The organism is Micromonospora sp. NPDC047738 (assembly GCF_040642675.1).
Lineage (GTDB): Bacteria > Actinomycetota > Actinomycetes > Mycobacteriales > Micromonosporaceae > Micromonospora.
In genome coordinates, this window is sequence record NZ_JBEYSO010000001.1 from 134,154 (window position 1) to 154,111 (window position 19,958).

Sequence of the window (19,958 nt, forward strand, 5' to 3'; positions counted from 1 at the left end):
GGAAAATGGCCACGAAACGCACACCACCGTCCACTGTGGTGGGCGTCCAAAGGGGGTGAGCCGGGCGCGGCCGGACGACCGGTCGTCTCGTACCATGTGGCTCGCAAACACGACCAACGACGCGATCGGGGGCGTACAGGTGGCTTCAGTCCGCCGACGCGGCACGGTGGCCACCGCGCTGCTGACCCTGCTGCTGGCCGCACCCGGGTGCGGGCCCGTCGCCGGGCGCCAGTCGGCGGACCTGCGGGTCGGCTACGACAGCCTGGACGGGCCGCTGACCGTCTGGCCGGCGCGCGGCAGCCTGGCCGGCGACGCCACCGCGACCGCCGCCATCAGCGCGGCCGTCCGGGACTGGCGTTCGCCGATCGACGACCGGGCCCACCTGCCCACCTCCGGCATCCTCTACTCCGGCGAGGTGGCCGGGTCACCGCTCGCCCTGGTCGCCGCCGACGTGCCCGGCGAGAGCGCGTCCTGGCTGCTGCAGCTCGACCGTGCCGAGGACCGCTGGCGGGTCGCCCACGCCACCGAGTACACCGACCCCGGCTACCTGGTCTACTCCGACGTGCTGCCGGTGCGGCTCCCGCAGGGCCGGCGCTACCTCACCTCGGCCCGGGTGGAGCGGCTGCTCGGGCCGGACGGCCGCGCGCTGGCCAGCACCGACGGCCTCACCGAGCCGCTCGCCGTGCCGGCCTGCCGGGCCGTGGAACTGACCGCGGCGCTGCGCCCCACCCGGTCGCTGCCGCGCGGCCGGGCCGCCGACCGTGTCCTCGACCTGGGTACGGCCACCGCCGACCCCCGCTATCCCCTGGTACGCGACGAGACCGGCACCGGCAAGCGCGCCCTGGCCGGGCTGGACACCTGCGTTCTCGCCGAAACCACCGGACCGTTCGGCAGCGTGCCGCGCCGCATCGGCGACCGGCTGGCGCCCCGCTCCGCGCCGGAGTCCTGGCCGATGGCGAAGGTCGCCGTCCGGTCGCTCGGCGAGGTGGCGCTGGCCGGCGGCGAGCCGGGCGACCTGCAGCAGCTCACCTGGGAGAGCGCCACCGGCACGATGACCGCGCTGGTCTACCGCCCGGGCGACGGCGGCGCCCCGGTGGTCTCCGCCGCCGACCGGTTCACCACCCTGCAGGCGTACCACCTGCCGATGCCGGGCCAGCCGCTCGCGGTGCTGACCTGGCGGGCCAGCCGGGACACCTCGTTCGCCGCCCCGCCCGGGGCGTCGCGCCTGGTCGACCGGCCGGGCCTGGTGGTAATGCCGCAGCCGGACTCTCGTCAGACGTTCAGCCTGGCCGGCACTGAAAAGACCTGGTACCGATCCGTGGGCGGACGCTGACCTTCGCGCCCCGAGCGCCCGCCTGGGCCACCCGCCCGTACTCCTGGGTGGTCGACTCTCGTGATAATCATCCGCCGAATCGCCGGCTGCGTGCCGCATAGGAACGCAGAGCGCGAAGGAAGTCGACCTTCCGGAAGCCGGGCCAGTACACGTCGCAGAAGTACAACTCGGAGTAGGCGGCCTGCCAGAGCAGGAAGCCCGACATCCGGCGTTCTCCACTCGTGCGGATGACGAGATCCGGGTCGGGCTGGCCGCCGGTGTACAGGTGCGCCGCGATGTCCTCGGCCGTCAGGCGCTGCGCGACGTCATCGACGGTAGCGCCGGTCTGCGCCTCCTGCTCGAGCAGTGAACGGACCGCGTTGACGATCTCTTCGCGGCCGTCGTAGCCGACGGCCACTGTGAGATGGAAGTTGCCGCCGCGCGCACCGGTCGCCTCCTCGGCCAGCTTCAGTGCGTGGCGCGTCGAGTCGGGCAGCACGTCCGGGCGGCCGGCCACATGAAGCTGCCACGGGTTGCCCGGCCGCAGCAGTGGCTCCGCCACCACCTCCTCGATCATCCGCATCAGGTGCTCCACCTCGTCGGAGGCCCGCTTGCGTACGTTGTCGACGGAGGCGACGAACAGGGTGACGTGCTGAATGCTCAACTCGGCGCACCAGGCCAGCACCTCGTGCATGTGCTCCGCCCCGTACCGGTGCCCCAGTCGTGGGTCGTCGAAGCCCATCTGCCTGGCCCACCGCCGGTTCCCGTCCATTGCCATGGCAACGTGCCGAGGCAGTGAGACGTCGGCCAACTGCGCTCGCAGGCGGCGGGCGTACAGCTGATAGGCCATGCGACGAACGGGCTCGATCATGACCAGATGAAACCACGCGCGGGCCCCTGCTGCCGCCCGTGCACCTTCGGGTCACACTGCGATCTTGGTAGGAAATGACCCTGGAGGGACCACTTCCTACCAAGATCTTCCCTAGCTGCGGTGGGTGGCCTTGTGCCGGACCACCCACTCGCGTGCCGAGTCAGTTCTTGGCGGTGGCCTCGGAGGCGGCCGGCTCGACGGGCTGGGCGTCCAGGCCGGAGATCCAGCCGGTGACGTCGCGGGCCACGTTCTGCGCGGTCAGGCCCAGGTCGGCCAGGATCTGCGCCCGCGTGCCGTGCGGGTGCCAGTCGGCCGGCACCCCCAGGTCCTTCAGCGGCACCCGGACGTCGGCGTCCCGCATGGCCTGGCCGAGCGCGTCGCCGACGCCGCCGACCCGGACACCGTCCTCGACAGTGACCACGAGCCGGTGCGCGGCGGCCAGCTCGACCAGCTCGGCCGGGACCGGGCGGACCCAGCGCGGGTCCACCACGGTGACCCCGTAACCCTGCTCGGCCACCCGGGCGGCGACCTCCATGCCGAGCTGGCCGAAGGAGCCGACCGCGACGAGCAGCACATCGGTACGCGCCGACTCGGCCAGCACGTCCACCGCACCCACCCGGCGCACGGCCGGCAGGTCGGCGGCCACCGTGCCGGTCGGGAAGCGGACGATCGTCGGGCCGTCGTCCACGGCGACCGCCTCGCGCAGCTCCTCGCGGAGGCTGCCGGCGTCGCGGGGGGCGGCGATCCGCAGGCCGGGCACCACGCCGAAGACGGACATGTCCCAGACGCCGTAGTGGCTCGGGCCGTCCGGGCCGGTGATGCCCGCCCGGTCCAGCACGAAGGTGACCGGCAGCTTGTGCATCGCCACGTCCAGCAGCACCTGGTCGAAGGCCCGGTTGAGGAACGTGGCGTAGACGGCCACCACGGGGTGCAGGCCACCCATGGCGAGGCCGGCCGCCGACGTGGCGGCGTGCTGCTCGGCGATGCCCACGTCGTACACCCGCTTCGGGTGCTTGCGGGCCAGCTTGGCGATCCCGGTCGGCTCGGCCATCGCGGCGGTGATGCCGACCACGTCCGGCCGCTCGTCGGCGATCTTGACCAGCTCGTCGGCGAAGACGTGGGTCCACTTCACCGAGGGCGCGGCGACCAGCTGACCCGTCTCGACGTCGAAGGCGCCGCCGGGGCCGTGCAGGCAGTCCGCCTCGTCCTCCTCGGCCGGGCGGTAGCCGTAGCCCTTGCGGGTGACCGCGTGCACTATCACCGGGCCGCCGAAGTTCTTCGCCGCGCGCAGCGCGGACTCGACCGCGGCGACGTCGTGGCCGTCGACCGGGCCGACGTACTTGATGCCGAGGTCCTCGAACATGGCCTGCGGCGCGACCGCGTCCTTGATGCCCTTCTTGACCGCGTGCAGCACCTCGTACATCGGCTTGCCGACCAGCGGGGTCGAGCCGAGGGCCTCCTTGACGGTGTCGAGCACCTTCTCGTAGCCGGGGTTGAGCCGCAGCGAGGAGAGGTGGTCGGCGAGGCCACCGATGGTCGGCGCGTACGACCGGCCGTTGTCGTTCACCACGATCACCAGCGGGTTGCCGGCGGCGGCGATGTTGTTCAGCGCCTCCCAGCACATGCCGCCGGTCAGCGCGCCGTCGCCGACCACGGCGACCACGCTGCGCCGCTCGCCGCGCAGCGCGTACGCCTTGGCGAGCCCGTCGGCGTACGACAGGGCGGTGGAGGCGTGCGAGTTCTCAATCAGGTCGTGCTCGCTCTCCGCCTGGCTGGGGTAGCCGGAGAGGCCACCGCGCTGGCGGAGCTTGTCGAAGCCCTCCTGCCGGCCGGTGATGATCTTGTGCACGTAGGCCTGGTGGCCGGTGTCGAACAGGAGCCGGTCCCGCGGCGAGTCGAAGACCCGGTGCATCGCCAGGGTCAGCTCCACCACACCGAGGTTGGGCCCGATGTGCCCGCCGGTGCGGGAGACCTTGGCGATCAGGAAGTCACGGATCTCGGCGGCGAGGATGTCCAGCTGCTCGGCGGTCATCCGCTTCACGTCCTGCGGGCCCCGGACGGTGCCCAGCAGTCGGCCGCGGTTGGCCGTGCCCTCTTCAACACTCATGACCGAAGAGTCTATCGGCCGCCCGACAGCCCGCAGCTCGGCCGTGGATCACGGCAGCCGGATCGGGGGGTGCGAAGGCCCCCGCCGGCCGGCGGGGATCCTGGCCCGCCGGCCTGGCTCAGGACGACGGCAGGAGCAGGCCGACCAGCTCGACGTGCTGGGTCATCGGGAACAGGTCGAAGCCGCGCAGCGCGGCCAGCCGCCAGCCCAGGCCGGTGAAGGTGCGCACGTCCCGGGCGAAGGCGGCCGGGTCGCAGGCCACGTACGCCACCGCCCGCGGGCCGGCGGCGACGATGTCCCGCACCACCGGCGCGCCGGCGCCGGAGCGGGGCGGATCGAGGACCACCAGGTCGACCGGGCCGGTGATCCGGCGGCGGGCCAGCGCGGTCTCCACCCGGGCCGCGACCACCTCCACGGCGGGCAGGTCGGCCAGGTTCTCCCGGGCCGCGGCCACGCCTGGCTCGGCGGACTCGACCAGGGTGACCCGGGCCGCGCCGACCCGGCCGGCGAGGGCCGCGGCGAACAGCCCGGCCCCGCCGTACAGGTCCCAGGCGGTCTCGCCGGGGCGCGGGTCGAGCAGGTCGAGGACCGCCCCGACCAGGGTGTCCGCCGCGGCCGGGTGGACCTGCCAGAAACCGGACGCGGGGAGCCGCCACGCCCGGCCGGCGGCCACCTCGCGGACCACCGCCGGGCCGCTCACCGGGGTGGGCACGCCCTGGGCGTACGCCGTGACGCTGACGTCCCCGCCGGAGGCGGCGACCGTCTCGACCGCGTCCGCGTCCGGCCAACGGGCCCCGGCGGGGGCGAGCACCGGCAGCTCCTGGATCGCCGGGTGGGCGATCAGGCAGCGGTCGATCGGCACCACCTCGTGCGAGCGGTGCTTGAGCAGCCCGGCCCGGCCGGCGCCGTCGACGGCGTACCGGACCCGGGAGCGCCAGCCCAGCGGCCCGCCGGGCAGCGCCTCGACCCGGACGCCGAGCGCGTCGACCTGCGGGTCGGTGAGGCCGCCGAGCCGGGTGAGCTGCTCGCGCACCACCGCGGTCTTCCAGACGAGCTGGGCGTCGGGGGCGACGTGCTGCAGGTCGCAGCCGCCGCAGCGGCCCGGCTTCGCGTACGGGCAGGGTGGCTCGACCCGGTCCGGGGAGGCCGCCAGCACCTCGACCGCGTCGGCCCGGGCGAAGCCCCGGTGCAGCTCGGTCACCTCGGCGACCACCCGCTCCCCGGGCAGCGCGTGCCGGACGAAGACCACCTGGCCGTCGACCCGGGCCACACAGTGCCCGCCCGGGGCGACCGCGGCCACGGTCAGTTCGACCCGCTCGGCCTCCTCCAGCCCGCGCCGCCCGTCGACCGGCGCCGTCACGCGCGGTCTCCGCTCTCGCCGGGCGGGGCGGGGGCCACTGGCGGGACGGTGGGTGGCAGGGTGCTGCGTGGGGCCACCCGGGGTCCGCGCGCCGGCCCACGGCTGAGGTTGGCGTCCAGCCGGTCCAGGTTCTTGTTGGCGGTCGAGGCGAGCTGCCACGGCACGCTGGTCACCATCACCCCCGGCTCGAAGAGCAGCCGGCCCTTGAGCCGCAGCGCGCTCTGGTTGTGCAGCAGGTTCTCCCACCAGTGGCCCACCACGTACTCGGGGATGAAGACGGTGACCACGTCGCGGGGCGACTCGCGGCGGGTGGAGGCGACGAAGTTTAGGATCGGCCGGGTGATCTCCCGGTACGGGGAGTCGATCACGGTCAGCGGCACGGGCAGCTCCCGCCGCTCCCAGTCGGCCTGGAGGTTCCGGGTGTCCTTCTCGTCCACGTTCACGGTCACCGCGGTCAGCGTGTCCGGCCGGGTCGCCCGGGCGTACGCGATGGCCCGCAGCGTCGGCTGGTGCAGCTTGCTGACCAGCACGATGGCGTGGTTGCGGGCGGGCAGCACACCCCGGGTCTCGGTCGGTTCCAGCTCGGCGGCGACCCGGTCGTAGTGCCGGCGGATGGCCAGCATCAGCAGGTAGATCACCGCCATCGCGGCGATCGCGATCCAGGCGCCGAGCAGGAACTTGGTGATCAGCACGATGATCAGGACGGTGCCGGTGAGCGCCATGCCGAAGGCGTTGATCGCCCGGGACCGCACCATCCGGCGGCGCACCTCCGGGTCCCGCTCGGTGCGCAGGTGCCGGTTCCAGTGCCGGATCATGCCGGCCTGGGAGAGCGTGAACGAGACGAACACGCCGACGATGTAGAGCTGGATGAGCCGGGTCACCTCGGCCTGGAAGCCGACGATCAGCACCACCGCGAAGACGGCGAGGAAGACGATGCCGTTGGAGAAGGCCAGCCGGTCGCCGCGGGTGTGCAGCTGGCGGGGCAGGTAGCGGTCCTGGGCCAGGATCGAGCCGAGCACCGGGAAGCCGTTGAAGGCGGTGTTGGCGGCCAGGAACAGGATCAGGGCGGTCATCCCGGCGACCACGTAGAGCAGCACCCCGTTGCCGAAGACCGCCTCGCCGAGCTGGGTGGTGACGGTCTTCTGCACGTACCCGGGCGGGCCGGCGACGATCTGGCTCGGGGACTCGACGAACTGCAGGCCGGTCAGCCGGGCCAGCCAGATGATGCCGAACAGCATGCTCACCGCGATCACGCCGAGCAGCAGCAGGGTGGTGGCCGCGTTGCGGCTCTTCGGCGCCTTGAACGCCGGCACCCCGTTGGAGATCGCCTCCACACCGGTGAGCGCGGCGCTGCCCGAGGAGAAGGTCCGCAACAGCAGAAAGATCAGGGCGAACCCGGTGACGCTGTGCTCCGCCTGGATCTCCAGGCCGGCGCTGGGCGCGCGCAGCTCGTCACCGAGGATGAAGATCCGGACCAGGCCGGTGAGCAGCATGCCGCCGATCACGATCACGAAGCCGTAGGTGGGGATGGCGAACGCCGTGCCGGACTCGCGCAGGCCGCGCAGGTTCATCGCGGTGAGCAGCGCCACCGCGATGACCGCGATCAGCACCTTGTGGGTGGCCACGAACGGGAGCACGGAGCCGAGGTTGGCCACCCCGGAGGAGATCGAGACCGCGACCGTGAGCACGTAGTCGACCAGTAGCGCGCTGGCCACCGCCAGGCCGGCGCGGGGGCCGAGGTTGACCGTGGCCACCTCGTAGTCGCCACCGCCGGAGGGGTAGGCGTGCACGTTCTGCCGGTAGCTCGCCACGACGGTGAGCATCACCACGACGACCGCGAGGGCGATCCACGGCGAGAAGAAGAACGCCGACGCGCCGGCGATGGAGAGCGTCAGGAGGATCTCGTCGGGCGCGTACGCGACGCTGGAGAGCGCGTCCGAGGCGAAGACCGGCAGCGCGATGCGCTTCGGCAGCAGGGTGTGCTGGAGGCGGTCGGACCGGAACGGTCGACCGACGAGGAGTCGCTTCAGCAGCGAGGTGGGTCTGGCCACAACCGCCAAGGGTACGACCAGTCCAGAGAATGCGGTGGGGGTGGCTGATCACCCTCGCGCAGGTCCGCGCGGTACGGTCGGCTCCCCGCCGGCAACGGGGACGTGGCAGGCTCGCAGTCGACGGGTCCGCCGGGCGGACCGTGGGAGGAGCGGACACCGTGCATGTCGTGATCATGGGCTGCGGCCGGGTCGGGTCGACCCTCGCCCACAGCCTGGAGTCCCGGGGGCACTCGGTGGCGGTGATCGACCAGGACGCGGACGCGTTCCGCCGCCTCGGCCCCGACTTCGCCGGCATCACTGTCACCGGCGCCGGCTTCGACGGCGAGGTGCTGCGCCAGGCCGGCATCGAGCGCGCCGACGCCTTCGCGGCGGTCTCCAGCGGCGACAACTCCAACATCATCTCGGCCCGGCTGGCCCGGGAGACGTTCGGCGTCTCCCGGGTGGCCGCCCGCATCTACGACCAGCGCCGGGCACAGGTCTACGAGCGCCTGGGCATCCCCACCGTCGCCACCGTCCGGTGGACGGCCGACCGGATGCTGCGGCACCTGGTCCCCGAGGGCAACGTCGAGATCTTCCGCGACCCGACGAGCACCGTGTCGATCATCGAGGTGCCGGTGCACAAGGACTGGATCGGCAGGTCACTGCGGGAGCTGGAGGAGGCCGTCGGGGCCCGGGTCGCGTACCTGATCCGGTTCGGGATCGGCACGCTGCCCACCGCCTCCACCGTGGTGCAGGAGGGCGACCAGGTCTTCATGCTGGTGACCGACGACATCATCCCGTCGGTCACCTCGGTGGCGGCCACGCCGCCGGAAGGGGGGCACTGAGCCATGCGCATCGCCATCGCCGGCGCGGGCAACGTGGGCCGGTCCATCGCCCAGGAGCTGATCGACAATGGGCACCAGGTGATGCTGATCGAGCGGCAGCCCAAGATGCTCCGGCCGGACCGGGTGCCGGCCGCCGAGTGGGTGCTCGCCGACGCCTGCGAGCTGGCCAGCCTGGAGGAGGCCAACATCGCCGGCTGCGAGGTGGTGGTGGCCGCCACCGGTGACGACAAGGTCAACCTGGTGGTGTCGCTGCTGGCCAAGACCGAGTTCGCGGTGCCCCGCGTGGTCGCCCGGGTCAACCGGGCGGAGAACGAGTGGCTGTTCACCGAGCAGTGGGGCGTCGACGTCGCGGTGAGCAAGCCGCGGGTGATGGCCGCCCTGGTGGAGGAGGCGGTCACGGTCGGCGACCTGGTCCGGCTGATGACCTTCCGGCAGGGCGAGGCGAACCTGGTCGAGATCACCCTGCCGCCCACCGCGCCGTACGTCGGTGAGCCGATCCACGCCGTGCCGATCCCCCGCGACGCGGCGCTGGTGGCGATCCTGCGCGGCAAGCGGGTGCTGGTGCCCAGCCCGGACGACCCCATCGAGGCCGGCGACGAGCTGGTCTTCGTGTGCACGGCCGCGGTGGAGGACGAGGTCCGGGCGGTGATCCTCGGGCCGGACAGCGTCGAGCGCACCCGCGACGGCGCCTGACGGCAGCCGTTCGGTCCCGCCGGCCGGGGGTTCCGGTACGGCCGGCGGGCTCAGGCGCCCGGCAGCGGCGTCCGCGTGGTCTCCCGGGTCACCCGGCGCACCACCCAGACGGTGATCAGCAGCAGCAGCGCGTACGGCGGGTAGCCCAGGGCGAGCCGGGCCACGCCCAGCAGGGTGTCCTGGTGGGCCAGGTAGAGCCCCGCCTGCACGCCCACCTTGGCCAGCCACACCACGCCCCAGAGCACGGTCAGCTGGGTGAAGGTGCGCACCAGCCGCGGGTCGTCCCGCCACTCCGAGCGGCCCCGGGCGACCAGCACCGACCAGATCCAGCCCACCAGCGGCTGTTTGATGGCGGCCGACAGCAGCAGGGCCAGCCCGTAGCCGATCCCGTAGAGGATGCCGGGGAGGTAGAAGTCCCGCTCGTCGCCGGTCCGCCAGGCGATGGCGGCGCCGATGGCGATGCCGACCAGCCCGTTGACCGCGTGCCGGATCGGCCGGCGCTGGGCCAGGCGCAGTCCGGCGATCAGCAGTGCCACCGCCACCGAGGCGATCACCGCGGGGCGCAGCTCGCCCAGCACATTGGCGATCACGAAGACCACCACGGGGATGCTCGACTCGACCAGGCCCCGCCAGCCGCCGAGCTGGTCGGCCATCTGCTCGGCGAGACTGGGCAGGCGCTCGTCGTCCTCCGGCCCGAGTTCCGGCCCGGCGGACCGATGCTGTCCGGTCGTCACTTCGGCGACTCCAGCTCGTAGTACGGGTTGTAGATCACCTTGCGGTCGTCCCGGACGGCCAGCCGGCCGCGGGCGGTGAGGTGCCGACCCGGCTCGATCCCGGCGATGTGCCGCCGGCCCAACCAGACCAGGGTGACCACGTCGCTGCCGTCGTAGAGGTCGGCCTCCAGCGTCGGCAGGTTGGTCCGGGGCGTGTAGACCACCGTGCGGAGCCGCCCGTTGATCGACACCACCTGGCCCCGCAGGCACTGCTGGGCCGGCATGCCGCCGGACTCCGCGCTCTCTCGGCGCAGCTCCTGCGCCTCGATCTCGGCCTCGCTCGCGGTGAGCCGATGCAGCAGCCGTCGCAGCGACACCCGGCTCTCGTCGGTCGTCATGACCTCCGCGTCACCCTCTCCACGCTGGCCGGCCGCGCCGGCACTGGCTCGGCCCCGGGATGCGGAACCGTCCCGCCAGCGTACGCCGATCCGGCCGGTCCGCGGAGGCGGCGTCCGCCCCGGACGGCGCCGGACACGCGACGGGCCCGACGCCGTCGACGGGAGCCGACGGGCCGGGCCCGGGCGATACGGCTCAGGCCTCGCGCTGCCCCGGCGCGGCCTGCTGCGTGGCCGCCTGCTGCTCGACCGCCTGCTGCTCGGCCACCTCGCGGGGCAGCCGCAGCGGCAGCGGCTCGCGGACCGGCTTGGCCTCCTGACCCCGGTCCACCACCAGGCCGTCGAGACAGGCCGCCAGCGGGCCGGCGACGGCCGGGTTGTTGGCCGCCTCGCCCTGGTAGACGCCGCGGACCATCCAGCGCGGGCCGTCGATGCCGACGAAGCGCAGGTCGGTCAGCCCGTCCGGGGTGCGGACCCGGGCCTTCAGCTCGGTGCCGTACTCCCCCTGCACCTCCTGGGCGGCCGCGCCGTCGTTGTACAGCGACTGCCGGATCTCCTCGCGCACCTCGTCCCAGATGCCCTCGGACCGCGGCGCCGCGAAGACGCCCAGCTGCAGCGCGTTGTCGCCGTGCACCAGCACGACCTGCTGGATCACGCCCTGCGGGTCGGCCTGCACCCGCACCTCGACGTCCGGCACCGCCGGGATCTGGAGGCTGCCCAGGTCCAGCCGGGGCGCGTCGGGCGCCTCGGAGACGTCGTACGGGCCCCGGGACGCCGCCGACGCGGTCGACTCCTCGGTCGCCGGGGAGTCGAGGACCTCGTCGGCCCGCTCGTCACGCGCGTGCCGCGCCTCGCCGGCCCGCTTTCGGGAGAAGATCACTGCGCCCGCCCTCCGCTGCTCACACTCACCCTGCCACCTCTTCCGTCTGCCCGCTCGCCGGGGCCGGGACCAGCCCGGCGTGCCCGCCGGTCGACCCGTGCCCGCCGGTCCCGCGCCGGGACGCGGGCAGCTCCGCCACCGGCTGGAACTCGGCCCGCGCGACCCGCTGGACGACGAGCTGCGCGATCCGGTCACCCCGGCTGATCTTCGCCGGGGTCTCCCGATCATGGTTGATCAGGTTGACCAGGATCTCACCCCGGTAGCCGGCGTCGACCGTACCGGGCGCGTTGAGCACGGTCACGCCGAGCCTGGCCGCCAGCCCCGATCGGGGGTGCACCAGCCCGACGTACCCCTCCGGCAGCGCGACGGCCACGCCGGTCGGCACCACGGCGCGCCCGCCGGGCGGCAGCTCCACGTCCGCGGCGGCCACCAGGTCCGCGCCGGCGTCGCCGGGATGGGCGTACGCCGGCAGCGGCAGCTCCGGATCGAGCTGCCGTACGGGCACGGGTACGACGTCTGTCACGGTCTTCCTCTTCCGTCCGGTCCTTGCGGGGGTGACCCTGCCATCCTGCCGGTTGGCCGGCCGGTCGTGCGCCGTACCCTCGGACTGTGAGCCTGTCGTCGTCCTCGTCCGCCGCGACCCCGCCGGTGGCCGCCACCCGCGAGTACGCGGAGCGGCTCGGGCTGCCGTGGTGGGCCTGGCCCGCCGGCCTCGCCGTCGCCGGGCTGCTCGCCACCGAGCTCTGGATGGGTGCCACGGGCGTCCGGTCCTGGCTGCCGTTCGCGCTGCTGATCCCGGCGGTCCTGGTCGCTCTCTGGTGGCTGGGCCGGATCCGGGTCGCGATCCGCGACGGCGAGCTGCGGGTGGACGACGCCCGCCTCCCGGTGCGGTACGTCGCCGACGTGATCCCGCTGGACGCCGCCGGCCGGCGCGAGGTGCTCGGCGTCGGGTCGGACCCGCTGGCCTTCGTGGTGCAGCGCCCGTGGATCGGCGGCGCGGTGCAGGTGGTGCTGGACGACCCGGCCGACCCGACCCCGTTCTGGGTGGTCAGCACCCGGCACCCGGTCGAGCTGGCCACGGCGATCCTCGCCGCCCGCGACGCCGCCTGACCCACCGCCCCTGCTGCGGGCAGATTCCCGGAACGAGTGGCTGTGCCCCGCCGGAGAGCCCCGCTTTCCGCGCCTGAGGCGCCGGACCGGGCGGCACGCGGGCGCGGCGCGCTCAGGGCAGGGCGGGGCGGGAGCCGGGGAGTTCCAGGCTCTTACGGCGGAGGTCCTTGCGGAGCTGCTCCGCGAGGGACCGGGTGGCCCGGCGGTTGAGGTAGCCGGCCACGGCGGCACCGGTCAGGAACGGACCGAGCGTGGTCAGGTTACGGCCGAAGCGGCGCAGCAGCCTGTCCCGCAGCTCCCGGCGAGCGGCGGTGCCCAGTACCGCGCCCACCCCGACCCCGGGCAGCATCGGATTGATCCCCCGCTGGCTGGACCAGGACTGGATCAAAGCCACGGCCCGCTGGGTGCCGCCGGTGGGCAGCGGCACCCGGTGGATCTCGTGCAGCTCGCCGACCAGCTTCAGCTCGATCGCGACCACGGCCACCGTCTCGGCGGCCAGCAGCACCGGGGCGGTGAGCAGGGTCGGGGTGACCGTCCACTCGACCGCGGCGACCCCGCCGCCGGCCGCGCCGACCCCGGCGGTGGCCCGGGCGGCGTTGCGGATCAGGCGCTCGGCCAGCTCGTCGTCGGTCAGACCGGGGAAGTGCCGCCGGAGCGTGGCCAGGTCGCGGACCGGTACGTGCGGGGCGACCTCGGCGACCGTGTCCGTGATCCAGCGGATCGCGGCCTTGGGCTTGAACAGGTCGGCGAGGCCACGGGCACGGGCCTGGCCGACCAGTCGGGTGAGCAGCTGCCGGCGCCGGGCCGGGGCGATGTCGTCCGCGGTCAGCGCGGCCACGGTCGCGCCGAGCTGCTCCGCGTCACCGCCCCCGGCCGCCGGCGCGGAGGGCTCGGCCGCTCCCCCGACGGCCGGCGTGGACGGCTCGGCGGGCCGGTCGGTCGGTCCCTGGGCGCCCGTCCCGGCGGCGTCCGGTGCCCCGGCCCGCCCGCTGTGCTCGCTCACCCGTCCGCCCTCCCGTCTCTGGGCGGCGTGACAGCCGCCGGTTACGAGTCAAGCAGCTTCCCGCCACCGCCGCACGGCGGCTCGGACCGCGGCGGCCCCATCGAGGAGGCCGCCGCCGGTGGACACGTCGTGATCAGGCGCACTCGCGGCAGATCAGCTCGCCGTTGCGCTCGACCGCCAACTGGCTGCGGTGGTGGACCAGGAAGCACCGGGCGCAACGGAACTCGTCCTGCTGCATCGGCAGCACCTTGACCGTGAGCTCCTCGTCGGCCAGGTCGGCGCCGGGCAGCTCGAAGCTCTCCGCCACCTCGGCCTCATCGACGTCCACGGCGCCCGACTGTGAGTCGACCCGCCGGGCCTTGAGCTCTTCGAGGCTGTCCTCGCCGAGGTCGACCTCGTCGCGACGCGGGGCGTCGTAGTCGGTGGCCATCGGTTTCACTCTCCCATATCGATATGGTCACTTCCGGGTGTAACGCCGGAGGACGCTGTTTCGGTTCCACTGGCCGGCCACCACTTTGTGTCGGTCACCCGACCCGACGACCGGTGGGCCGAGTCCGCCAGAGAAGAACACCCCAGCGAGCGCGGAACCTTACCCCCCCATTGGGCGAGGCATGTATACCGCCCTCGTGGCAGAGATGTACGCCCCTGCGCCCGAAGTTGTTCCCAATGTGACTCAGGCGACACGAAGATAGGGGTAGTACTACCCGTTCCCTCGGTGGCGCGCCGGCATGTCGGGCTGTTTCCACGCCACGGCCGGACAACCGTTAACCTCAGCGGCGTACTTGACGGCCGGCGGGGCGGACCGACCGCCGACGGCCACCACCCAATCTCTGTACCGGGGAGCGCCCAGATGAGCTTTGCACGAGTGCGCGCACTCGTTGTCGTCGGTCTGCTGGCGGTCGTCGCCCTGGTCTTCGTCATCGTCGCGATGGTCCGCGACACCCAGGGCAAGGCGGGCACCGCCGCGGGCTGCCCGAAGGGCTGGCCACTGGCGGACGTCACGCTGCGCGAGCCGAAGGACGTCAAGATCAACGTCTACAACGGAACCGACGAGGTCGGCCGGGCCGGCAGCGTCGCGGACGACTTCCGCAACCGCAAGTTCCAGGTCAAGAAGGTCGGCAACGCCCCAAAGGCCGTGGACGAAGTCGCCGTGCTGCGGTTCGGCCCGAAGGGAGTCGGCTCCGCGCACCTGCTGCGGGCCTACTTCCTCGACAACGCCGAGCAGCAGTACGACGCGAAGCGCACGGACGACACGGTCGACGTGATCCTCGGCAACGCCTTCCAGCAGCTCGCCACGACCACCGAGGTCAACCAGTCCCTCGGCGACCTCGGCTCCCCGGAGGCCCCGACCGGCACCTGCCCGACGTCGGAGAAGGACAAGTAGTCAGGGGCCGCCGGAGGCGTCCAGGGCGGCGAGCCGGGTGTGCAGCGGCTCGAAGAGCGCCAGCGGCGCGGCGATCACCAGGTCCGGTCCGGGCGGCCGCCCGGACAGACCGGTCACCCGCAGTCCCGCCTCGCGCGCCACCAGGCCGCCCGCCGCCAGGTCCCAGGCGGCCAGCCCCTTCTCGTAGTAGGCGTCGACCCGCCCCTCGGCGGCCAGGCAGAGGTCCAGTGCCGCGGCGCCCATCCGGCGGATGTCCCGGACGTGCGGGATCAGCTCGGCGACCACCCGGGCCTGGTGCGCCCGGCGGCCGGCGTCGTAGCCGAACCCGGTGGCCACCAGCGCCTGCCCCAGGTCGGTCTCGGCGGAACAGCGCAGCCGCTCCCCGTCCCGCCAGGCGCCGCCGCCCGCGGTGGCCGTCCACTCCTCCCCGGTGGCGACGTTGCGCACCACCCCGGCCACCACCTCGCCGGCCACCTCCGCGGCCAGCGACACCGCGCAGTACGGCAGCCCGTACAGGTAGTTGACCGTGCCGTCGATCGGGTCGACGATCCAGCGCACCCCGCCGTCGGCGGCCGGCCCGGTCTCCCCCGCGCCGTACTCCTCGCCGAGTACCGCGTCGCCGGGGCGGTGCGTACGCAGGGCGGCCAGCACCTGGCGCTCGACGGCCCGGTCGGCGGCGGTGACCACGTCGGTGACCGTGCTCTTGGTCGCGGCGACCGACACCCCCTCGGCCCGCATCCGGTGCGCGGTGGCGGCGGCGTCCCGGGCCACCGTGATCGCGATCTCCAGCAGTTCCGGCGGAGTGGGCGCCGAGCCGATCATGTTCGTCCCCTTCCCGCACGACCGGGACCGGCCCGGTCGAGCGCGGGTATCATCCTTACAAAGTCCACATCTGCGCCGAATCGGCGGTCCATACCGCCGATACGCCGTGCGGCGCGGGATGATCGCCGCAGACGGCGTTACAATTCACCCTGCCCACGCGCCACGGACCGCCAGCGACCGGCCGGCCCGGGACACGGGGGTCCCTCAACGACTCGCCCGGCACGGCGTTCCGTGCTGCGCCGGACGACCCGGCCGTGCTCGCTCTTCGCCTCCGGAAGGTCATTCGTGACAGAACCCCGCCAGACCGGCGCCGACGTTCGCTCGCTCACCGACACCCTGATCGCCCACGCGCAGAGCGCCGGCGGCCAGCTCACGTCGGCCCAGCTCGCGCGCACCGTCGAGTCCGCTGAGGTGACCCCGGCCCAGGCCAAGAAGATCCTGCGTGCGCTCTCCGAGGCGGGAGTGACGGTGGTCGTGGACGGCTCTGCCAGCACCCGCCGCCGGGTGGCCGCCGCCCGGTCCGCCACGCCGGCTTCCCGGGCCACCACCGCCAAGACCACCAAGAAGGCCGCCGCGCCCGCCCCGAAGCAGGCACCGGCCGCCGAGGAGGTCCCGACGCCCGCCCCGCGGAAGGCGACCGCGCGCAAGGCCGCCGGCACCACCGCGGAGGTGGCCGCCAACGCCGCCGCCCCGGCGAAGGCCACCAAGGCGACCCGGGCCACCAAGGCGACCGTGGCGGCGAAGACCGCTGCCGCGAAGCCGGCGAAGGCCGGGTCGAAGGGCGAGGGCCCTGAGGGCGACATCGACCCGGAGGAGTTGGCCGCCGAGATCGAGGACGTGGTGGTCGACGAGCCGGCCGAGCTGACCCAGGCCGCCGAGGCCGACGCGGCCAACTCCGCCAACGACAACGACTTCGAGTGGGACGACGAGGAGTCCGAGGCGCTCAAGCAGGCGCGTCGCGACGCCGAGCTGACCGCCTCCGCCGACTCCGTGCGGGCCTACCTGAAGCAGATCGGCAAGGTGCCCCTGCTCAACGCGGAGCAGGAGGTCGAGCTCGCCAAGCGGATCGAGGCCGGCCTCTACGCCGCCGAGCGGCTGCGCGCCGCCGAGGAGGGCGAGGAGAAGCTCACCCGGGACATGCAGCGCGACCTGCTCTGGATCTCGCGGGACGGCGAGCGTGCCAAGAACCACCTGCTGGAGGCGAACCTCCGACTGGTCGTCTCGCTGGCCAAGCGCTACACGGGTCGCGGGATGGCCTTCCTCGACCTGATCCAGGAGGGCAACCTCGGCCTGATCCGCGCGGTCGAGAAGTTCGACTACACCAAGGGCTACAAGTTCTCCACCTACGCCACCTGGTGGATCCGCCAGGCCATCACCCGCGCCATGGCCGACCAGGCCCGCACCATCCGCATCCCGGTGCACATGGTCGAGGTGATCAACAAGCTCGGTCGGATCCAACGCGAGCTGCTCCAGGACCTGGGCCGCGAGCCCACCCCGGAGGAGCTGGCCAAGGAGATGGACATCACACCGGAGAAGGTGCTGGAGATCCAGCAGTACGCCCGGGAGCCCATCTCGCTGGACCAGACCATCGGCGACGAGGGTGACAGCCAGCTCGGTGACTTCATCGAGGACTCGGAGGCCGTGGTCGCGGTCGACGCGGTCTCGTTCTCGCTGCTGCAGGACCAGCTCCAGCAGGTCCTGCAGACGCTGTCCGAGCGTGAGGCCGGCGTGGTACGCCTCCGCTTCGGCCTCACCGACGGCCAGCCGCGCACCCTGGACGAGATCGGCCAGGTGTACGGCGTGACCCGGGAGCGGATCCGGCAGATCGAATCCAAGACCATGTCCAAGTTGCGGCATCCCTCGCGTTCGCAGGTGCTCCGCGACTACCTGGACTGACCGCACGCGTCAACCAGTCGTGTCGGTTTGATCACCAGCCGTAGAACACTCATTGGTGATCGGTCGGTTGCCTGTTTGTGATCGTTGACGTGGCACCCTTGAAGCACGGCACACTGTCTTCCGCGCCAGGTGTGACCTCGGTCCCCCGCGGGCACACAGGGAAGGCAGGGCCCGAGCTAGGTGTTGCACGATAGGTGAGCAAGGACCGAAGAGAGTGTTCATCGGTGACGACCAGAGGAGGAAGGCGATGACCCCGACCCTCACGCCGCCGCCCGAGACGGTGAGCCCCCCGGCCGCCGATGAACGGTGCGACCGCTGCAATGCTGCCGGCAAGCTCCGGATCACTCTGGCGGGTGGGAGCGAGCTGGTGTTCTGTGGGCACCACGCGAACAAGTACGCGGAGGATCTCGTGAAGATCACCGTGCGGTACGCGACGGACCCGGAGTTCAGCTGGCGTGGCGCCGATCTGATGGCGAACTGAGTCCGAGGAATCCGCAACTCGACATAAGCCGGCCGGAGGCACCGAAAGGTGCCTCCGGCCGGCTTTTTCGGCCCGATGTCCGCACCTGGACGGGTGTGTACTCAAGGCGCGCTTCGCCGAGAGTGGGCCCTCGCGGCGCCCTGATGGGCCACTTTCCCCGAAAGTGTCGCCTCGGTGGTTGTTAGAGGGTTTGGACGGTGGCGATGCGCTCTTCGAGCTGCTCGATGGTGGCCTGGGCGCTCGGCGGGCCGCCGCAGATCCGGCGCAGCTCGGCGTGGATCTTGCCGTGCGGCTGCCCGGTCCGGTGGTGCTGGGCGGCCACCAGCGCGTTCAACTGCCGCCGGAGCGCGACCCGGCGCTGGGCGGCGCTCATCGACGGCGCGGGCGCCTCGGCGGCCGGCTCAGCGGTCCGCTGGGCGGCCTTGCGCCGCTGCGCGGCCAACTGCTCGGCCTGCCGCTTGCTCAGCAGCATCGCGACCTGATCCGCGGAGAGCAGCCCGGGGAGGCCGAGATATTCCTCCTCCTCCGGGGTGCCGGCCTGGGCGGCGGTGCCGAACGACGCGCCGTCGAAGATCACCTGGTCCAGCTCGGCGGTCGCGGAGAGCGCCGCGAACCGCTTCTCCAGCTCGCCGCTGGCCTGGTCGTCCCGCTGGGCGCGCTCCAGCAGGTCGTCGTCGAAGCCGTCGGGGTCCTTCGCCTTGCCGAGCACGTGGTCCCGCTCGGCCTCCATCTCGCTGGCCAGCCCCAGCAGGTGCGGCACGCTGGGCAGGAAGACCGAGGCGGTCTCGCCGGGCCGCCGGGCCCGGACGAACCGGCCGATGGCCTGCGCGAAGTAGAGCGGGGTGCTGGCGCTGGTCGCGTACACGCCCACGGCCAGCCGGGGGATGTCGACCCCCTCGGAGACCATCCGGACCGCGACCAGCCAGCGCTGCTCGGACGCCGCGAACGTCGCGATCCGCGCGGACGCCCCCTGGTCGTCGGAGAGCACCACGGCGGCCCGCTCGCCGGTCACCTGCTCGATCAGCTTCGCGTACGAGCGGGCGGTCTGCTGGTCGCTGGCGATCACCAACCCGCCCGCGTCGGGCATGCCGGCGTTGCGCAGCACGGTCAGCCGGGCATCGGCGGCCCGCAGCACCTGCGGCATCCAGTCGCCGGCCGGGTCCAGCGCGGTACGCCAGGCCTGCGCGACGAGGTCCTGGGTCATCGGCTCGCCCAGCCGGGCGGCCAGCTCCTCACCGGCGTTGGTGCGCCACCGGGTCTCCCCGGAGTAGGCCAGGAACAGCACCGGCCGGACCACGCCGTCGCGCAGCGCGTCGGAGTAGCCGTAGACGGAGTCGGCGCGGGATCGGAGCAGGCCGTCCCCGCCCCGCTCGTAGGCGACGAACGGAATCGGGTTGTCGTCGGAGCGGAACGGCGTGCCGGTGAGCATCAGCCGGCGTACGGCGGGCTCGAAGGCCGCCTTGACGCCGTCGCCCCAGGTCCGGGAGTCGCCGGCGTGATGGATCTCGTCCAGGATGATCAGCGTGCGCCGGGTCATGGTGCGCCGCCGGTGCACCTGCGGTGCCATGCCGACCTGGGCGTACGTGACGACGGCGCCGTGGAAGTCGGCGGCGGAGTGCAGGTCGGCGTTGCGGAAGGCGGCGTCGAGCTGGATGCCGACCCGGGCGGCGGCCTGCGCCCACTGGGTCTTCAGGTGCTCGGTCGGGGCGACCACGGTGACGGCCTCGACGGTGCCGTCGTTCAGCAGCTCGGCGGCGATCCGCAAGGCGAAGGTGGTCTTGCCGGCACCGGGCGTGGCGACCGCGGTGAAGTCCTCGGTGCGCCGGCGCAGGTACTCCACCATCGCCTTGCGTTGCCAGGCACGCAGGGGCGGGAACGTCTCGAGCGCCGGCAACCGCGGTGCCACGCGTAGCTCCTCTCCGACCGCACGACGGCGGGCCCCGGCCGAGGGCCACGGGTTCCGCCGCCCATGAAAACGCCTCCGCGCAGAACGAGCCGCGAAGGCCGACTCAGCATAACCAGCGGGGCCCTTTCTCCCCACTCGACGCCACGCTGG

The 19,958-nt window shown here is 73.1% G+C and carries 19 protein-coding genes; 7 read left to right on the plus strand and 12 right to left on the minus strand.

Features of this window, described 5'->3' with window-relative positions; genetic code table 11:
* Nucleotides 1-139 precede the first annotated feature (139 nt).
* Nucleotides 140-1,333 carry a hypothetical protein gene (locus tag ABZ783_RS00650; protein WP_357433334.1) on the plus strand — a complete coding sequence of 398 codons (1,194 nt, stop codon included), beginning with the start codon at nucleotides 140-142 and terminating at the stop codon, nucleotides 1,331-1,333.
* Between the two features lie 67 nt (nucleotides 1,334-1,400).
* Here the strand turns inward: ABZ783_RS00650 and uppS are convergent, their stop codons facing one another.
* The 4 genes from uppS to ABZ783_RS00670 form a co-directional block, all read right to left on the minus strand.
* Nucleotides 1,401-2,183 carry a polyprenyl diphosphate synthase gene (gene uppS / locus ABZ783_RS00655; RefSeq protein ID WP_357433336.1) on the minus strand — a complete coding sequence of 261 codons (783 nt, stop codon included), beginning with the start codon at nucleotides 2,181-2,183 and terminating at the stop codon, nucleotides 1,401-1,403.
* Nucleotides 2,184-2,343: 160 nt separating this feature from the next.
* Nucleotides 2,344-4,290: a 1-deoxy-D-xylulose-5-phosphate synthase gene (gene dxs / locus ABZ783_RS00660; protein WP_357433338.1), complete on the minus strand. Its 1,947-nt coding sequence runs from the start codon at nucleotides 4,288-4,290 to the stop codon at nucleotides 2,344-2,346.
* 118 nt (nucleotides 4,291-4,408) lie between these two features.
* Nucleotides 4,409-5,650, minus strand: coding sequence for a TRAM domain-containing protein (locus ABZ783_RS00665; protein WP_357433340.1), 1,242 nt, complete (start codon nucleotides 5,648-5,650; stop codon nucleotides 4,409-4,411).
* Complete coding sequence (locus tag ABZ783_RS00670; protein ID WP_357433342.1) at nucleotides 5,647-7,701, minus strand: APC family permease; 2,055 nt, start codon at nucleotides 7,699-7,701, stop codon at nucleotides 5,647-5,649. The genes ABZ783_RS00665 and ABZ783_RS00670 overlap by 4 nt, the downstream gene beginning before the upstream one ends.
* A gap of 158 nt (nucleotides 7,702-7,859) precedes the next feature.
* Here ABZ783_RS00670 and ABZ783_RS00675 point away from each other — a divergent pair, with 158 nt between their 5' ends.
* Together ABZ783_RS00675 and ABZ783_RS00680 are read left to right on the plus strand one after the other, a co-directional pair.
* Nucleotides 7,860-8,525, plus strand: coding sequence for a TrkA family potassium uptake protein (locus ABZ783_RS00675; RefSeq protein WP_357433344.1), 666 nt, complete (start codon nucleotides 7,860-7,862; stop codon nucleotides 8,523-8,525).
* A gap of 3 nt (nucleotides 8,526-8,528) precedes the next feature.
* Nucleotides 8,529-9,218: a TrkA family potassium uptake protein gene (locus tag ABZ783_RS00680; protein ID WP_073835377.1), complete on the plus strand. Its 690-nt coding sequence runs from the start codon at nucleotides 8,529-8,531 to the stop codon at nucleotides 9,216-9,218.
* Nucleotides 9,219-9,268: 50 nt separating this feature from the next.
* On the opposite strand, the gene ABZ783_RS00685 is transcribed toward ABZ783_RS00680, so the two are convergent.
* The 4 genes from ABZ783_RS00685 to dut all read right to left on the minus strand — a co-directional run bounded on the left by ABZ783_RS00685 (nucleotide 9,269) and on the right by dut (nucleotide 11,729).
* Nucleotides 9,269-9,952 (minus strand): DUF3159 domain-containing protein, encoded by a 684-nt coding sequence (locus ABZ783_RS00685; protein WP_073835376.1) that lies wholly within the window; start codon nucleotides 9,950-9,952, stop codon nucleotides 9,269-9,271.
* A complete protein-coding gene (locus ABZ783_RS00690) occupies nucleotides 9,949-10,329 on the minus strand; it encodes an OB-fold nucleic acid binding domain-containing protein (protein WP_357433347.1) in 381 nt (126 codons plus the stop codon). The genes ABZ783_RS00685 and ABZ783_RS00690 overlap by 4 nt, the downstream gene beginning before the upstream one ends.
* Nucleotides 10,330-10,522: 193 nt before the next feature.
* A complete protein-coding gene (locus tag ABZ783_RS00695; RefSeq protein ID WP_357433349.1) occupies nucleotides 10,523-11,206 on the minus strand; it encodes a DUF3710 domain-containing protein in 684 nt (227 codons plus the stop codon).
* 25 nt (nucleotides 11,207-11,231) lie between these two features.
* Nucleotides 11,232-11,729, minus strand: coding sequence for a dUTP diphosphatase (gene dut, locus ABZ783_RS00700; RefSeq protein WP_357433351.1), 498 nt, complete (start codon nucleotides 11,727-11,729; stop codon nucleotides 11,232-11,234).
* Between the two features lie 92 nt (nucleotides 11,730-11,821).
* Here dut and ABZ783_RS00705 point away from each other — a divergent pair, with 92 nt between their 5' ends.
* Nucleotides 11,822-12,316, plus strand: a complete 495-nt coding sequence (locus tag ABZ783_RS00705; RefSeq protein WP_357434281.1) for a DUF3093 domain-containing protein — start codon at nucleotides 11,822-11,824, stop codon at nucleotides 12,314-12,316.
* Nucleotides 12,317-12,428: 112 nt separating this feature from the next.
* Here the strand turns inward: ABZ783_RS00705 and ABZ783_RS00710 are convergent, their stop codons facing one another.
* Both ABZ783_RS00710 and ABZ783_RS00715 read right to left on the minus strand, forming a co-directional pair.
* Nucleotides 12,429-13,154 (minus strand): hypothetical protein, encoded by a 726-nt coding sequence (locus tag ABZ783_RS00710; protein ID WP_357434282.1) that lies wholly within the window; start codon nucleotides 13,152-13,154, stop codon nucleotides 12,429-12,431.
* A 298-nt stretch (nucleotides 13,155-13,452) separates the two neighbouring features.
* The gene (locus ABZ783_RS00715) at nucleotides 13,453-13,749 is read right to left on the minus strand and encodes a DUF4193 domain-containing protein (RefSeq protein WP_073835372.1); all 297 of its coding nucleotides are present in this window, start codon (nucleotides 13,747-13,749) and stop codon (nucleotides 13,453-13,455) included.
* Nucleotides 13,750-14,184: 435 nt separating this feature from the next.
* On the opposite strand from ABZ783_RS00715, the gene ABZ783_RS00720 reads away from it, so the two are divergent.
* Nucleotides 14,185-14,703, plus strand: a complete 519-nt coding sequence (locus tag ABZ783_RS00720) for a LytR C-terminal domain-containing protein (RefSeq protein ID WP_357434283.1) — start codon at nucleotides 14,185-14,187, stop codon at nucleotides 14,701-14,703.
* On the opposite strand, the gene ABZ783_RS00725 is transcribed toward ABZ783_RS00720, so the two are convergent.
* Nucleotides 14,704-15,525: an inositol monophosphatase family protein gene (locus ABZ783_RS00725; RefSeq protein WP_357433353.1), complete on the minus strand. Its 822-nt coding sequence runs from the start codon at nucleotides 15,523-15,525 to the stop codon at nucleotides 14,704-14,706.
* 285 nt (nucleotides 15,526-15,810) lie between these two features.
* On the opposite strand from ABZ783_RS00725, the gene ABZ783_RS00730 reads away from it, so the two are divergent.
* Together ABZ783_RS00730 and ABZ783_RS00735 are read left to right on the plus strand one after the other, a co-directional pair.
* The gene (locus tag ABZ783_RS00730; protein WP_357433354.1) at nucleotides 15,811-17,421 is read left to right on the plus strand and encodes an RNA polymerase sigma factor; all 1,611 of its coding nucleotides are present in this window, start codon (nucleotides 15,811-15,813) and stop codon (nucleotides 17,419-17,421) included.
* Between the two features lie 247 nt (nucleotides 17,422-17,668).
* Complete coding sequence (locus tag ABZ783_RS00735) at nucleotides 17,669-17,902, plus strand: hypothetical protein (protein WP_073835435.1); 234 nt, start codon at nucleotides 17,669-17,671, stop codon at nucleotides 17,900-17,902.
* Nucleotides 17,903-18,083: 181 nt separating this feature from the next.
* Here the strand turns inward: ABZ783_RS00735 and ABZ783_RS00740 are convergent, their stop codons facing one another.
* Nucleotides 18,084-19,808 (minus strand): DEAD/DEAH box helicase, encoded by a 1,725-nt coding sequence (locus tag ABZ783_RS00740; protein WP_357433356.1) that lies wholly within the window; start codon nucleotides 19,806-19,808, stop codon nucleotides 18,084-18,086.
* Between the last annotated feature and the right edge of the window lie 150 nt (nucleotides 19,809-19,958).